Genomic DNA, 15619 nt, shown 5'->3' with positions numbered 1-15619 from the left:
ATACACATTGAGGCTCAAAAAAGTCAGATTATTAACGACAAGAGTTTCTGGGCGAGGGAAGAAAACCGCATCTTGGCACCGTAAGTAGCTGACTCAGTTTAGACTAGGGCATAGATTATTGGGCTGGGCTTAAGTTCGATTGTCCAGTATGGAATACATCTATTGGATGTCGCGGTATCAAACTAACACCGAACTGACTTTTTTCATGACAAAAAGTTAAAACATTCCGCTTTGGGCTCAGTGCAGCCAACAGTCACCGTATGGCACTCTATGCGTTTTGTGTGACTTACCGAATTGGGTTCAGCTGATACCATCGCTGCCGCGTTTCTGAAGGTTAGGCCCGAGTAAATAGGGCTCAAAGCGGTTATTCGCTTCACTCGGCATGAGCGGCTGCTTTGCGGACAAAGCTGCCATTAGCTAATAAGCAGCAATGGCAGCGGTTCGCGAAAGGGGGACATTTCAGCTCCACACGTAGGTCCGGACGACGGCCTGGACTTTAATCAATCACAGATTGCCCTCCGCACGTTTACCTTTTAACGCAGTTACACTAACTCGAAACACGGCCTTCTGTGCCACCGATATGACAAACGGCAGCGTCGAGGCGACATCGTACTGAAAAATTGTCTTGTCAGTTTGCCAAAGTGTACTCGGGTTTCTCTCCGCCACCACTAAACAAATTCGTATTTTTGACTTTGTTTGGTAAGCGCGTACAATTGTGCCAGCTTTAGGCGCAAAATCCGCAAGTTAGGCCACCTTCACAGCGACGAAGTGAGGAACGCGGGCGGCACGGGAGGGGGATATGAAGAGAACTTTTGGTTGGCTATTTGCCTTCGTGTTGCTTACCGGCTGCTGGGAGAAGGAAGAAGATGCGACCCAAACACTTATTCGACCTGTCAGAGCCATCGAGATTTCCGACCTCTCCAGTTTGCATGACCGATATTTTGTCGGAACAGCCAGGGCTGCGCGCGAAGTCTCTTTGGCCTTTCGCGTACCGGGCAATGTTGTTGGCGTCGATGTTCAGGTTGGGGACCTTGTAACGAAGGGCGCCATTATGGCAGCCTTGGATCCAGCTCCATACCAGGCTGAAGTAGACCGGCTTACCGCCGAACTAGCAAGCGCACAGGCAACGTTTGAGAACGCCAAGTTGCAAACAGATCGGCAACGATCGCTGGTCGAAAAGGACGTTGCTGCTCAGGCGACACTCGACCGATTTATCGCTGGCGAGACATCCGCTAAGGCGGCCATCAATTCTGTTCAAGGCGCTCTGGACAGAGCCACTCTGGATTTAACCTATACGAGTTTGGCGGCACCGTTCGATGGTCGTGTTGTCGGCAAATACATTGAAGATTTCGAAGAAGTCGCCGCTCAGACTCCGGTGCTGCGCATTTTGGATGCCGAACGCATCGAAGTGGTGATCGATATCCCCGAACGATACATCGCCCTGATCCCTCACATTGAAGACATCACCGTTACTTTTGATGCTCTGGGGGATGTGGTTCTACCGGCGGAAATCAGCGAGATTGGATCCGAGGCTTCGGCGACGACCCGAACCTTCCCTGTCACGTTGATTATGGATCAACCGGAAGACGCACTTGTTCTTCCGGGTATGGCAGGGCGCGTCCGTGGCCAGCCAAAGGAAGGGCACGAACCGTTCGATGCGATCATGGTTCCTGCCAGCGCGGTTTTCGTGCCTGAAGGGGAAACAGATCCGCATGTCTGGGTATTCGATGCCAGCTCAGAAACCGTAACGGCAAGGAAGGTTTCGCTTGGCACGCCCCGGTCGCAAGGGGTGGCCGTTAGTGAAGGTCTGGAATTTGGTGATGTGGTCGTCACTGCCGGAGCGAACTCTTTGCGAGAAGGCCAAAAAGTTTCACGACTTTCCGAGGATACAGAGTAATGGGTCTCGCGGCGTTCTCCATCCGCAACGCCAAATTCGTTTGGTTCACGGTAGTCATGCTTACGTTGGGCGGCATTTCGGCTTTCTTTAGTCTGGGGCAGCTAGAAGACCCCGAGTTCACTATCAAGACTGCGGTTGTGACCACCCTCTATCCTGGCGCCAGCCCTGAAGAAGTTGAGCAGGAGGTCACAGAACGGATCGAGCTGAAACTTCAGGAAATAAAGGAGATTGATTACATCTCGAGCGAAAGCAAGGCGGGTGTGTCGACGATTAAAGTCGAAATTCGCCCGAACTATTGGTCGGACCAGCTGCCGCAAATCTGGGACACACTACGTCGGAAAGTCAGAGACGTGGAAACAGACCTGCCCCCTGGCGCGGGTCGTCCTGCCATCAACGATGATTTCGGTGATGTCTTCGGTCTACTGCTGGCGATGACGTCCGATGGGTTCTCCGCTCAGGAGCTTGATGGGTATGCCGAAGATTTCAAGCGAGAGCTCTCGTTAATCGACGGTGTCGGCCGCGTCGATCTTTGGGGCGAACGCGACAGGGTGATTTATCTGGAAACACGGGAAGAAGCCTTGGCCGCATTGGGAGTCTCGGCTCAGACAATTCTCAACACGTTACAGACCCAGAATGCGATCGTGGATGCAGGGCGGGTAAACGTCGGTGACTACCGCATGCGCATTGCGCCCAGCGGAACCTTCACAAGCCCAACTGACATCGCAGATCTAGTCGTCCGACCAAGTGGTCTGGATCAGGCTCAAAGCGGTCAACGTCGTGGGCCAGAGTTGCTAAGGCTGGGCGACATCGTTGAGGTTAAAGAAGGCTACATTGACCCACCGATAACTATGATGCGTTATAACGCCCTTCCATCTATTGGTTTGGCCATATCCTTCCAGTCTGGGGTCAACGTTGTCAGTGTTGGTGAGGCGGTAGATGCGAGAGTATCAGAACTGATCGCAAGCCTGCCGATGGGCATCGAGGTTGAACGGGTTCATTGGCAATCCGATGACGTAAACCTTGCGGTCAGCAGTTTTCTGGTGAGCCTTGCCCAAGCCGTCGCAATCGTCCTGGTCGTTTTAACTTTGGCGATGGGTGTTCGGATGGGGATCATCATCGGCAGCGGGCTGATTCTAACAATCCTAACCACCTTCATACCCTTGGCAGCACTTGGCATAGATCTTCAGCGCATGTCCTTGGGTGCATTGATCATTGCGCTCGGCATGATGGTAGATAACTCGATCGTGGTAGCGGACGGCGCCATGGTCCGGATGTCGCAAGGAATGGACCGTGCAAAGGCCGCGATTGAGGCCGCAACGCGTCCCGCTATGTCGTTGCTTGGGGCCACGTTTGTCGCGGTCATGGCTTTCTACCCGATCTTTGCATCTGTCGAGAGCGCAGGGGAGTACTGCCGAACACTCTTCTCAGTTGTTGGGATCGCGTTGCTGGTCAGTTGGTTGCTGTCGATGACGGTAACACCACTTCAATGCGTTGCCATGCTACCGGAGCCAAAGGGTGGAGCAAGCGAGACCTTTGACACCGGTTTCTATGCGATTTACCGCCGCTTTCTGGCTGCGGCGATCCGCGTGCGTTATCTGACGATCGGGGTGGCTTTGGGTGCTTTGGTCATTGCCGGGGTTGGCTTTGGGTCTATCACACAGCTGTTCTTCCCGACCTCGTCGATGACCAAATACATGATCGACTATTACGCGCCTGAAGGAACTCGGATTGAAGCCGTGTCAGAAGCGATCTCGCGGATCGAAGAAAAGGTTGAAATGGACGATCGTGTCACTGGCATCGCCAGCTTTATCGGAGCTGGCCCGCCGCGTTTCTACCTGCCGGTCGACCCCGAGGGAACCAACCCATCATACGCGCAAGTCATTGTGAACGTCGAGGATTACCGCGACATTCCAGAGATGACCAAAGAGATATCGCTTTGGATATCAGCCAATATCCCCGAGGCGACCTCTTTCACACGCCAATTTGGTGTAGGACCTAGCAATACATGGGCGTTCGAGAACCGCATCGTCGGCCCGGCGGATGCTGATCCTGAGACATTACGCAAAATTGGTGACAGAGCAGTTGCGATACTAGATCAGCATCAATGGACGAAAGTGGCGCGCACCGATTGGCGCAACCGTGTCCTGAAAACAGTCCCAGCCTATGACCAGGACCGAGCGCGATGGACCGGCATCACCTATGAAGATCTTGGTAACACGACAAAACGTGCATTTGACGGGCGTTCGGTCGGCCTTTACCGCGAAGGTGACGAGTTGCTGCCAATCATCGTTCGGCCCGGCGCAGAAGACGTGGCTGCCGTTGACAACTTTGAACTGTTGCAACTTCAGTCACCGTTTTCTGTTGAGCCTGTGCCATTGGCGCAGGTCGTACGCGGCGTGAATATCCAGCTCGAAGACCCGACAATCAACCGTCGCGACCGGCGCCGTGTTCTGACTGTGCAAGCCAATTCAATCGATAGCGTAACTCTGCCAAGCTATCGCGCCGCAGTTCTTGCCGATTTCGAAGCTTTGGAGGCTGACTTGCCGCCGGGCTACAGCATGGAATGGGGTGGAGAGTACGAGGACACAGTTTCTGCGCAAGCGTCTTTGATTCCGGGTATGATCCCCGCGTTTTCGATCATGGCATTGATTGTAGTTGGGCTGTTTAACTCATACCGCAGACCGCTTGTCATTTTCCTGACTGTACCTTTTGTGCTGATAGGTATTGTTCCGAGCCTGCTCCTCACAAACACACCGTTTGGGTTCGTTGCCTTGCTCGGGGGCATGAGCCTGGCGGGCATGATGATCAAAAACGCAATCGTTCTGATCGATCAGATCAACGATAACTTGGCCGAAGGTCAGCCGGGCTACGACGCCGTTTTGAATGCCGGAGCCTCAAGACTGCGCCCTGTCGTACTGGCCGCCGCCACTACAGTTTTGGGTGTGATACCGCTACTGCCAGACGTGTTTTGGGTGGGTCTTGCTGTAACGATCATGGGCGGTTTGACGGTGGGTACGATGCTCACAATGATCCTGGTACCGGTCTTGTTCGCCACGCTGAGCGGCATTCGACAGTCACCGAAAGCCGTTTGACGTCATCTATAGCGGTCTTTGGATCGTTTTTTTCGAGCATGTACTTGTTGAGTGTAAACAACTCATTTGGGGGTAAAGATGGACAATACAGTACTCTACTTTCTGGTCGGCATCTTCGTGGTTGGCCTAGTCTCACTGGGATATTTTGCCAAAGGTAGCGGAGCACTGCTTGTGATCGTGATATTGGTTGGTGTGTTGTTAGCGATGATCGCATTTTTTGGGGGTTACTTTGGCGAGACACCGAAGTGAGCTTGTAGTGGCATCATTGAAGACGCCTCGCGAGTTACAGGAAACGTCAGTTGATCCGAGAAGGAGGCTCATTGGATTTGACGCTTGGTGACTACTTTGTTCAGTGCCATCTATAGGCACCATTTTCTGCGAAAACAGAGATCAGGCGCGCTTTTCGCCGATTGTGGCCACGCCCAGAACCGACAGTACTTTGGCCTCGATCTGCTCGGCATTCATACCAGCTACCGCGTACATATCCGCAGGGCTGGCCTGATTGATGAAGATGTCAGGCAGCACCATCGAACGGTATTTCAGACCCGCATCAAACACGCCTTCATCCGCCAACAATTGCGCCACGTGGCTGCCAAAGCCGCCAATCGCCCCTTCTTCAATGGTGATCAGCGCCTCGTGATTGGCGGCCAGATCCAGAATCAGGTCGCGGTCCAGCGGTTTGGCAAAACGCGCATCGGCGATCGTCGGCGTGATACCCTTAGCGGTAAGCGCCTCGGCCGCTTTTTGAACTTCGGCCAGACGGGTGCCGAAGGACAGCAGCGCAACCCGCGCGCCGGTTTGGATGATGCGACCTTTGCCAATTTCCAGAACTTCCCCGCGCTCGGGAAGGTCGACGCCTACACCCTCACCCCGCGGATAGCGGAACGCGATGGGGCCTTCGTTATGCGCAGCGGCGGTGGCGACCATGTGCATCAGCTCGGCCTCATCGGCGGCGGCCATCACCACCATGCCCGGCAGGTTGGACAGATAAGCGATGTCGAACGATCCTGCATGCGTCGCGCCATCGGCCCCCACAAGCCCCGCGCGGTCGATGGCGAACCGGACCGGCAGGCGTTGAATGGCCACGTCATGCACAACCTGATCATAACCGCGCTGCAGGAAAGTCGAATACATCGCGCAGAACGGCTTCATCCCGCCCGCAGCCAGCGCGGCGGCAAAGGTCACGCCGTGCTGTTCAGCAATCGCCACGTCGAAACAACGTGAGGGGTAGCGTTCTGCAAACAGGTTCAACCCAGTGCCATCTGGCATCGCCGCAGTCACAGCCACGATCTTGTCGTCGCGCTCGGCCTCTTCCACCAACGTCTTGCCAAAGACCGAGGTATAGGACGGCGCGTTTGATGGCGCTTTGTGCTGTTTGCCCGTCACTACGTCGAATTTCGCGGTTGCATGCCCCTTGTCGCGGGCTTGCTCGGCGGGGGCATAGCCTTTGCCCTTTTTGGTCAGGATGTGGATCAGGATCGGCCCGGTCGCCCGTGCCTTGACCGTGCGCAACACCGGCAGCAACTGGTCCATGTCATGCCCGTCGATGGGGCCGATATAGGAAAAGCCCAGTTCTTCGAAAAACGTGCCGCCCATGGCCATGCCCTTAAGCATTTCTTTGGCGCGTTTCGCCCCCTCGCGGAAGGGTTCCGGCAGCAGGGACACCGCGCCTTTGGCGGCGGCTTTCAGATCGTGGAACGGGGCCTCGGTATAAATCCGCGACAGATAGCTGGACAGCGCACCAACCGGGGGCGCAATGCTCATCTCATTGTCGTTCAGGATTACGATCAGGCGTTTTTTCAGGTGGCCCGCGTTGTTCATCGCCTCGAACGCCATGCCTGCGGACATCGACCCATCGCCGATCACAGCAATCGCATCGCCCAACCCTTCTGGCGTGACACCGCCCAAATCGCGCGCGACGGAAAACCCAAGCGCGGCACTGATCGAGGTACTGGAATGGGCAGCCCCGAACGGGTCATAGGGGCTTTCGCTGCGTTTGGTAAAGCCGCTGAGGCCGTCTTTCATGCGCAGTGTGCGGATCCGGTCGCGCCGTTCGGTCAGGATTTTGTGAGGATAGCACTGATGCCCCACATCCCAGATGATCTTGTCGCGCGGGGTGTCAAAGACGGCGTGCAGCGCGGTGGTCAGCTCGACGACACCCAAACCAGCGCCCAAATGCCCGCCGGTGACGGAAACGGCCGAGACGGTCTCAGCTCGCAGCTCATCCGCGACCTGCCGCAGCTGCGAATCCGAGAACTGCTTGAGGTCCGCAGGGCGGCTCACAAGATCCAGCAGGGGCGTATTCGGGCGGTCAGACATATGGCGCGTTCCTGGCTTAGCTGTCCCGGGCAATAACGAAGCGGGCGGCGTCCTTCAAGGTTTCAGCGGCAGTTCCATAGCCATCCAGCGCAGTACAGGCCTGATCCACCAGCTCCGCCGCGCGGGCCTTGGCGGCGTCCAGCCCCAGCAGCGAGACAAAGGTGGCCTTGCCCGCCTTTGCATCCTTTTGCAGACGCTTTCCGGCCTTTTCGGCATCGCCCTCAACATCCAAGATGTCATCCGCGATCTGAAAGGCAAGGCCCAGCGCGCGGGCATAGTGGCGCAGCGGGTCCGCATCCGCCTGCGCCAACCGCGCGCCCGCACAGGCAGACCATTCGATCAGCGCCCCGGTCTTACCTGCCTGCAACCGCGTGATCTGTTCCAGCGTCAGCGGAGCCTCCGCCGTTTCCGCCGCGATATCCAGCGCCTGCCCCAGCACCATACCTTGCGCACCGCTTGCTTTCGCCAGCGTTAGGGTCAAATCTGCGCGAATTGCGGCCTCGCCAACCTGCGCGTTCCCGCAAAGCTCAAACGCCAGCGTCTGCAGCGCGTCCCCGGCCAGAACGGCCGTACCCTCATCCCATTTCACATGAACCGTGGGCCGCCCCCGGCGCAGATCATCATCATCCATACAAGGCAGATCATCATGGACCAGCGAATACGCGTGCAGCGCTTCGATAGCCGTCGCGGGCCAAATGGCTCGTTCAGTCTCAACACCATGCAACCGAGCGCTCTCTAACACCAGAAACCCGCGCAGCCTTTTCCCGCCCTCGGTGGCATAAGCCATCGCCCGGGTCACATCCAGATCGTCCAACGCGCCCAGAACCCGATCAAAATGGGCTTGAATCCGCGCCGCATCCTGCGCCAGTCTGTCACTGAACATTTACTGACCTTCGACAGGCGTGGTCCCGATCGGCTGACCTTCGGCATCCAGCGTGATCGCAGCCACTTTTTCCTCGGCCCGCTTCAACTCATCCTCACAGCGCTTTTTCAACGCCGACCCGCGTTCGTACAGAGCAATGGATTGGTCCAATGCAACATCTCCACGCTCAAGCTGACCAACCACGGTCTCCAGCTCTTTCATGGCCTGTTCGAATGTCATCTGGTCAACGGGTGTCTCGGTCATTGGGCTGCCTTCATCAATTCTTCCACATGGGCACGGGTGGCCTCGGCCAAGGCTTTCAGATCATACCCGCCCTCCAGAGTCGAGACGATACGACCCTCACACACCTCTGCCGCGATCTGGCACAGCTCTGACGTGAGCCAGGCAAAATCCCCGGTGGACCAGTTCAATTCGGCCAGCGGATCATCCTGATGCGCATCGAACCCGGCCGAAATAATGATCAGCTCCGGCTCAAAGGCACGCAGACGCGGGAAGGCCAACCGTTCATAGGCCGCACGCATCTCGGCCCCACCTGTACCAGGTGCCAGAGGGATATTCAGCACCGTCTCATGAGCCCCGGTTTCATCGGGGCGTCCAGATCCCGGCCACAAGGGCATCTGCTGGCTGGTAATGACCAACGCGCGCTTTTCGTCCCACAGCAGATCCTGCGTGCCATTGCCGTGATGCACGTCGAAATCCACAACGGCCACGCGGCTCAGCCCGTGGTGATCCAGTGCATGTTTCGCCGCCAGTGCCGCATTGCCGAACAAGCAAAACCCCATGGCGGTGTCCGTCTCAGCATGATGCCCCGGAGGCCGCACTGCGCAGAACGCATTCGGCGCCTCACCACCCAGCACCAAATCCACCGCCCGAACAGCCGCCCCCGCCGCGCGATATCCCGCGCTCACCGAACCCGGCGACATGAACGTATCGCCGTCGATCTGCCGAAACCCATCCGCAGGTGCGCTGCGCCGAATGTCTTCAATATAGCTGTCCGGGTGAATACGCCGCAGATCATCATCTGCTGCCAAAGGCGCAGTCTTGCGATCCAAATCCAGCGGCTCCAAGGCATGCAGAATATGTTCCAATCGCGCGACCCGCTCAGGGTGGCCGTCCGGCGTCACATGTCCAAGACAATCCGCATGAGTCAAAAGCGCAGTCTTCATCAGGATCCCATCTTCATCTGGCTAAAAATATCCTCGCCGAAGGCAAAAAATCGCCGCGCAGCGGCCCTTAGTCCGGGGCCAACATGTACCCTGCACCGCGCACAGTTTGCAAATACCGCGGCTGCTTGGGGTCCTGTTCGATCTTGCGCCGCAAACGGGTGATCTGCACGTCCACCGCGCGCTCCTGCGCCTGGCCTTTGTCGCGGCCCAAATCTTCAACCAGCTTCGACCGGCTGATCGGCTCACCCGGTTGGGCTGAGAAAATCTTCATCAACTGACTTTCCGTAGCCGTCAGACGCACAGGTTCTTCGCCCTGCCACATTTCGCCCTTCTCAACATCATAGCGGATGGGTCCGAGGTTCAGGATCTTGCTAACCGTCTCTTGCGCAGGTGTCTCGGGCATCCGACGCAGGATCGCGTTGATCCGTAGCAACAATTCCTTGGGTTCGAACGGCTTGGCCAAATAGTCATCGGCCCCAGCCTCAAGCCCCGCGATCCGATGCTCGGTCTCGCCGCGCGCGGTCAGCAACAGGATCGGCGTCGAATGGGTTTCGCGCAGCGCCTTCGTTAGGCTGACACCATCTTCGCCCGGCATCATCACATCCAGCACGATCATGTCGAAATCCAACCCCGACAACACCCGCCGCGCGTGGGCTGCATCACGGGCCGACGTCACCAGAAACCCGTTCCGCATCAGAAACTTCTTGAGCAGATCCCGAATGCGTTCGTCATCGTCAACGATCAGCAGATGCGCGTCCATATCGCTCATGAGGTGGTATCCCGCAATTTCCTGTATGCATGACGCATATCAGCATCCATCATCGCTTCAAGCACTTTACGAAACCCTGAAACGGCCTCGGGGCCCGCTTCCTTGTACGCCGCCCGCATCCGAACGCGCTGCGCCTCGGACAAGGTAGTCTCCAATTCTCGGCCTCTCTCTGTCAGAAATAGGTGCCTTTCACGTTTGTCCACGGTTCCCACCCGACTTTCGACCAACCCGTCGTCAATCAAGGTTCGCAACACCCGGTTCAGAGACTGCTTTGTCACGCCCAATATGGCCAGCAGATTGTTCACCGTGGTTCCCGGAGCCCGGTTGATGAAGTGAATGGCCCGGTGATGGGCGCGACCATAGGCCAGTTCGGACAGGATACGATCAGGGTCCGCCGTAAACCCGCGATACGCGAAAAACATCGCTTCGATCCCTTGCCGTAGCTGCTCGTCCGTCAGAAACAGCAGGCTTTCTCCGCCAAAGACCTGGGCGGGACGGGTGTCGGACATCTTGTGCCTCATTCGTTACTTGGGTCGAGTTTATGTCAGCGTTATTGACATTCCAAGGGCAGACAGGTATCGAATCGCAGTTTTTGCGCAACATTATGTCCGCTTCGGACTTAAATAACGCAACAATCGGAAATTTCAGCCCGGTTCAGGAGGTTTCGCATGTCGGGATATGATGATCGTGATGGTGTCATCTGGTTGGATGGCAAACTGGTGCCCTGGCGCGAGGCCAATGTACACATCCTGACCCACGCGATGCACTATGCGTCTTCGGTCTTTGAGGGCGAACGCGCCTATGGCGGCAAAATCTTCAAAGGCCGCGAACATTCCGAGCGTCTGATCGCCTCGGCCGAGGCTCTGGACATGCCAATGCCGTATTCGGTGGACGATATCGAGGCCGCCAAGGAAGAAACCCTGAAAGCCAGCGGACTGCAGGACGCCTATGTGCGCGTTCTGGTCTGGCGCGGCTCGGGTGAGGATATGGGCGTCGCATCAGCCAAGAACCCGGTGCGGATGGCCGTGGCTGTCTGGCCTTGGGGCGCATATTACGGCGACGCCAAGATGCAGGGTGCGAAGCTGGATATCGCAGAATGGAAACGCCCCAGCCCCGAAACCATCCCGGTTCACGCAAAAGCGGCGGGTCTCTACATGATCTGCACCATCTCCAAGCACAAAGCCGAGGCCAAGGGATGCTCGGATGCCTTGTTCATGGACTACAACGGCTATGTGGCCGAGGCTACCGGCGCCAATGTCTTCTTCGTCAAAGATGGTGAGGTTCACACCCCTCTAGCCGACTGCTTTTTGAACGGCATCACCCGCCAGACCGTCATTCAGATGCTGAAAGACAAGGGCATCACTGTCCACGAACGCCGCATCAAGCCCGAGGAAATGGCCGAATTCGAACAATGCTGGCTGACCGGTACAGCGGCCGAGGTCACTCCGGTCGGGCAAATTGGCGATTATACGTTCGAGGTAGGCGACCTCACCCGCGAGATCGCCTCGGACTATGAGGCGTTGGTCCGCGCCTGATCCCAAACAACCAATTCTAACGAACCCCCGCGGATCCGCGGGGGTTTTCTTTTGCCAAACGTGCGGGATTTATTGCAGATCGTTCGAACCCATGGATGTATGCGCATAATCGTTTAGGTTAAGCATATGTTAGACCTGCTCAGCGATATCCTCACGCGCCTGTCCCTAAAAGGCACGTTCTACTTCCGCACATCGTTCACGCCGCCCTTTGGCGTCCAGGTGCCAGCCTTCGAAAACGTGGCCCGATTTCACTTTGTACAGCGGGGCGAGCTGAAGGTGCATGTCTCGACCACCGGCGAAACACTGCGGCTACGGCAAGGCGACCTGATCCTGATCCCGCACGGGTCCGCGCATGCTCTGCTCTGCAATGAGGTTAAACCGCTGGACGCTTTGCCTTTGGAAGAGGTGCTGGAAAAATCCGGCTACCAAGGCGACGGCGTTCTGGTCTATGGCGGCGAGGACAAAAGCCGGGATACGCAGCTGATCTGCGGGCATTTCTCGTTCACCGGCCCGCCAGGGCGACAGGGCACGGGACATATGCTAATCGACCGGCTCCCCCCCTATATCCTGATCGAGAACTACGGCGAAGAGGCCGGAGCCTGGATCGAATCGACCCTGCGCATGATCGGGTCCGAGGTCAGCGGCGCCCGCATTGGCGGCGATCTGATTGCGCTGAAACTATCCGAAGTGCTGTTTGCCCAAGCCATCCGCGCTCATCTGGAACATCAAAGCCCCAGCGAATCTGCCTTGGCTGGGTTTGCTGATCCCCGCGTGTCACGCGCGCTGACAGCTTTCCACCAGTCTCCGGCGCAGGACTGGAGCGTCGAGTTGCTGGCCCGCGAGGCCGGGATGTCACGCACGGCCTTTGCCCAATTATTCGCCGAAAAGATGGGCACGACTCCGATGCAATACCTGACCGACTGGCGCATGCAGATCGCCTGCCATGGTCTGACCGAAAGCCGCTGGAACGTCGCGGACGCAGCTGCAGAAGTAGGCTATGCGTCCGAGGCCGCATTCTCGCGCGTGTTCAAGAAGCAGGTCGGTCTGTCCCCGGCGGCTTATCGAGCCATGCACTGAAGCGACGGAATTTTGGACGATCTGCAGTATCACGTGAACGATCCGGACTGATGCGTTCGGGGTTACTGATTTATCTTGGACTCATACCAAGCTAAGGAAAGGAACCTTCCATGTCTGCCCGTTTCGTGACCCGCAACATTCACGCCTATCTGGATTACCCCGTTGCCATTGCGCTGATGACCTTGCCATTCATACTGGGTCTAGGCCAATCCAACCCGCTGGCGCTGTGGCTGTCGGTCGTGACCGGCGTCGCCGCATTTGTGCTGACCGTGCTGACAGATCACCATCTGGGGATTTGGCGTGTGCTGCCCTATAAACTGCACCTGACAGTCGATCTTCTGGTCGGGCTGACCTTCCTTGCTGCGCCCAGCCTGCTTGGATTTTCCGGCCTGGATGCGGTATTCTACTGGGTGAACGGTGCGGCAGTTGTTGTGGTGATCGCACTCAGCACGCCGGAACAGGACGTCGCGGCCTAAGCACCTTGTCCACAAGTGTCACAATATCATCGTGATACTTTCAAAAAACTGAGCCGCTTGTTTTACAAACAGGCGGCTCACTGCCGCTCACCAATCGCGTGGTCCCTAAGGACCACCAGACAGGAGAGCCCAAATGACCCGAATCCTACGCCCCAATCGCCGCGCCTTTCTGGCTGGCAGCACCGCCTTCGCCGCATCACTGTCCATGCCAGCCATCAGCCGCGCATCCTCGCGCCCGGTTTTCACCCACGGCGTTCAGTCGGGTGATGTTGACACCACCTCGGGTATGATCTGGACTCGCACCGATCGACCGGCTCGCGTGATGATGGAGGTCTCGACCACCGAGAGCTTTACCGATGCGCGCAAACTGACCCCTATGGATGCAATCCCCAACAGCGACTTGGCCGTCAAGCGGTTGGTCGACGGGTTGCCGTCGGATCAGGACATCTTCTATCGGTTTACCGCAGCGGATCTACACGACATTAGCGCTATATCAGAGCCTATTATTGGCCAATTTCGCACTGCACCGACCTCACGCCGGAATATCCGCTTTGCCTGGTCGGGCGATACCGCTGGGCAGGGTTGGGGCATCGACGACGAAGGGATGCGCACCTACGCCACCATGGCGCAGCACAAGCCCGATTTCTTCATCCACTCGGGCGACACGATTTATGCCGATGGTCCGATGCAGGATGAGGTCGTCAAGGGCGATCAACTGATCTGGAAAAACACAACCCTGATCGACGAGAAACGCAAAGTGGCTGAAACGCTGGACGAATTCCGTGGTCAGTGGAAATACAACATGATGGACGAGCATGTGCGCTCTATGAACGCCGTCTGCCCGACCTTTTTTCAGTGGGATGACCATGAGGTCGTGAACAACTGGTCGGATGCGAAAGACCTGATCTCGGACGACCGCTATTCTGAGAAATCGGTGCACGTGCTGCAATCCCGCGCTGCCCGTGCCTTCCACGAAATGACACCGCTGCGCATCACCCCGGCCGAGCCGGGGCGGGTGTATCGCAAGATCGCATATGGCCCAATGCTGGACGTGTTCTTTTTGGACCTACGCAGCTATCGCGGGCCGAACGGGGCCTCGATGGAGGATGAGATCACTGATCAGTCCCGCATTCTGGGGGCCGAGCAACTGGCTTGGCTGAAACGGGAACTGGCCGCGTCCGAGGCGACGTGGAAGGTTATCGCATCCGACATGCCAATCGGTCTGATCGTCTGGGACAACTGGCGGGAACAAGCCGGGGCCGAAGCCATCGCAAACGGCGATAGCGGCCCCGCCAAAGGGCGCGAGTTGGAGATTGCCGAACTGCTGCAATTTATCAAAACCGTCGGGATCACCAATACGGTCTGGTTCACCGCTGACGTTCACTATACCGCCGCGCACTATTACGACCCTAACAAAGCGCAATTCCAGGATTTTGAGCCGTTCTGGGAATTCGTCTCGGGCCCGCTGCATGCCGGAACTTTTGGGCCGAACGCCTTGGATGGGACCTTCGGTCCCGAGGTCAAATTCGTCAAAGCCCCGGCCGAGGGACAAGGTGTCAATCTACCCCCCAGCGCCGGTCTGCAGTTCTTTGGATTGGTGGATATCGACGGAGCCACCGAGCAGATGACAGTGCGTCTGATGGACCGCGCCGATACTGAGCTGTGGTCGATCACGCTGGACCCAAAGTCTCGCGCAATTTAATGGGATCAGAGCGCCCCAGACTTATGATCAGGGGCGCTCTGTCATTCCAACATTTAAAAATCCACGCCGCGCTGGGCTTTGATACCAGCTTGGAACGGGTGTTTCTCTTCCGTCATTTCGGTGACAAGATCTGCATAATCACGCAGCGCCTGCGGCGCGTCGCGGCCCGTAAGAAACACGCTGGTTTTGTCCGAGCGTGCATTCAGCCCATCAATGACCTGCTCGACCGACAGATACTCGTACCGAAGGGCAATGTTGATCTCGTCCAAAACCACCAGGTCATAGTGCCCGCTGGCCATCAGGTCACACGCCTTGCCAAAGGCGGCGTTGGCCGCGGCGATGTCACGCTCTCGGTCCTGCGTGTCCCAGGTAAAGCCCTCGCCCATTGTGTGCCATGTGACCAGATCGCGTTCTTCAAAGAAACGCCGTTCACCCGTTTTCCACTTACCCTTGATGAACTGCACAACGGCAACTTCATGGCCCCAGCCCAGCGCCCGAATGACCACACCAAACGCAGCCGAGGATTTACCCTTGCCCTTGCCGGTATTGATCAGGACCAGCCCGCGCTCGGGGTCTACGGCCTCGGAGACTTTCTTGCGGTGCTGGGCCTGCACCTTCTGCATCTTTTCCTTGTGATCCTGCGCATCACTCATGGTGGGAACCTTTCCTTGTGTTGCGCCCAACCTAGGTGAAGTTCGCGAAA

14 protein-coding genes are annotated in these 15619 nt (G+C 57.2%); 7 read left to right on the top strand and 7 right to left on the bottom strand.

The features are described from left to right. Positions 1-799 precede the first annotated feature (799 nt). The 3 genes from ACR0L1_RS06980 (at position 800) to ACR0L1_RS06970 (ending at position 5238) form a co-directional block, all read left to right on the top strand. A complete protein-coding gene (locus ACR0L1_RS06980) occupies positions 800-1897 on the top strand; it encodes an efflux RND transporter periplasmic adaptor subunit (RefSeq protein WP_480857896.1) in 1098 nt (365 codons plus the stop codon). Continuing rightward, on the top strand, positions 1897-4989 hold the full coding sequence (locus tag ACR0L1_RS06975; protein ID WP_480857894.1) for an efflux RND transporter permease subunit: 3093 nt from the start codon (positions 1897-1899) through the stop codon (positions 4987-4989). The genes ACR0L1_RS06980 and ACR0L1_RS06975 overlap by 1 nt, the downstream gene beginning before the upstream one ends. A 78-nt stretch (positions 4990-5067) precedes the next feature. Next, entirely contained in the window at positions 5068-5238 is a 171-nt protein-coding gene (locus ACR0L1_RS06970) for a hypothetical protein (RefSeq protein ID WP_170425586.1), read from the top strand. Positions 5239-5379: 141 nt separating this feature from the next. Here the strand turns inward: ACR0L1_RS06970 and dxs are convergent, their stop codons facing one another. The 6 genes from dxs to ACR0L1_RS06940 form a co-directional block, all read right to left on the bottom strand. Beyond that, positions 5380-7308: a 1-deoxy-D-xylulose-5-phosphate synthase gene (dxs, locus tag ACR0L1_RS06965; protein ID WP_480857892.1), complete on the bottom strand. Its 1929-nt coding sequence runs from the start codon at positions 7306-7308 to the stop codon at positions 5380-5382. Between the two features lie 16 nt (positions 7309-7324). Then, positions 7325-8191, bottom strand: a complete 867-nt coding sequence (locus ACR0L1_RS06960) for a polyprenyl synthetase family protein (protein WP_480857890.1) — start codon at positions 8189-8191, stop codon at positions 7325-7327. Next, complete coding sequence (locus ACR0L1_RS06955; RefSeq protein WP_480857888.1) at positions 8192-8434, bottom strand: exodeoxyribonuclease VII small subunit; 243 nt, start codon at positions 8432-8434, stop codon at positions 8192-8194. Continuing rightward, positions 8431-9357: a histone deacetylase family protein gene (locus ACR0L1_RS06950; protein ID WP_480857886.1), complete on the bottom strand. Its 927-nt coding sequence runs from the start codon at positions 9355-9357 to the stop codon at positions 8431-8433. The genes ACR0L1_RS06955 and ACR0L1_RS06950 overlap by 4 nt, the downstream gene beginning before the upstream one ends. Positions 9358-9424: 67 nt before the next feature. After that, on the bottom strand, positions 9425-10126 hold the full coding sequence (locus tag ACR0L1_RS06945) for a response regulator (protein ID WP_170770751.1): 702 nt from the start codon (positions 10124-10126) through the stop codon (positions 9425-9427). Next, a complete protein-coding gene (locus ACR0L1_RS06940; protein ID WP_170770752.1) occupies positions 10123-10635 on the bottom strand; it encodes a MarR family winged helix-turn-helix transcriptional regulator in 513 nt (170 codons plus the stop codon). The genes ACR0L1_RS06945 and ACR0L1_RS06940 overlap by 4 nt, the downstream gene beginning before the upstream one ends. A gap of 159 nt (positions 10636-10794) precedes the next feature. On the opposite strand from ACR0L1_RS06940, the gene ACR0L1_RS06935 reads away from it, so the two are divergent. The 4 genes from ACR0L1_RS06935 to ACR0L1_RS06920 all read left to right on the top strand — a co-directional run bounded on the left by ACR0L1_RS06935 (position 10795) and on the right by ACR0L1_RS06920 (position 14916). Continuing rightward, on the top strand, positions 10795-11661 hold the full coding sequence (locus ACR0L1_RS06935) for a branched-chain amino acid aminotransferase (protein WP_480857883.1): 867 nt from the start codon (positions 10795-10797) through the stop codon (positions 11659-11661). A 126-nt stretch (positions 11662-11787) separates the two neighbouring features. After that, a complete protein-coding gene (locus ACR0L1_RS06930; protein WP_170785404.1) occupies positions 11788-12738 on the top strand; it encodes an AraC family transcriptional regulator in 951 nt (316 codons plus the stop codon). A 110-nt stretch (positions 12739-12848) separates the two neighbouring features. Then, a complete protein-coding gene (locus ACR0L1_RS06925) occupies positions 12849-13214 on the top strand; it encodes an SPW repeat domain-containing protein (RefSeq protein ID WP_480857881.1) in 366 nt (121 codons plus the stop codon). 133 nt (positions 13215-13347) lie between these two features. Next, positions 13348-14916: an alkaline phosphatase D family protein gene (locus tag ACR0L1_RS06920; protein WP_480857879.1), complete on the top strand. Its 1569-nt coding sequence runs from the start codon at positions 13348-13350 to the stop codon at positions 14914-14916. A gap of 53 nt (positions 14917-14969) precedes the next feature. On the opposite strand, the gene cobO is transcribed toward ACR0L1_RS06920, so the two are convergent. Then, a complete protein-coding gene (cobO, locus tag ACR0L1_RS06915) occupies positions 14970-15569 on the bottom strand; it encodes a cob(I)yrinic acid a,c-diamide adenosyltransferase (RefSeq protein WP_480857877.1) in 600 nt (199 codons plus the stop codon). Positions 15570-15619: the final 50 nt, after the last annotated feature.

It is taken from the genome of Ruegeria sp. J8, from assembly GCF_056531925.1.
Note: the sequence above shows the minus strand (reverse complement) of the source record. Positions and strands in the feature narration are given on the sequence as shown.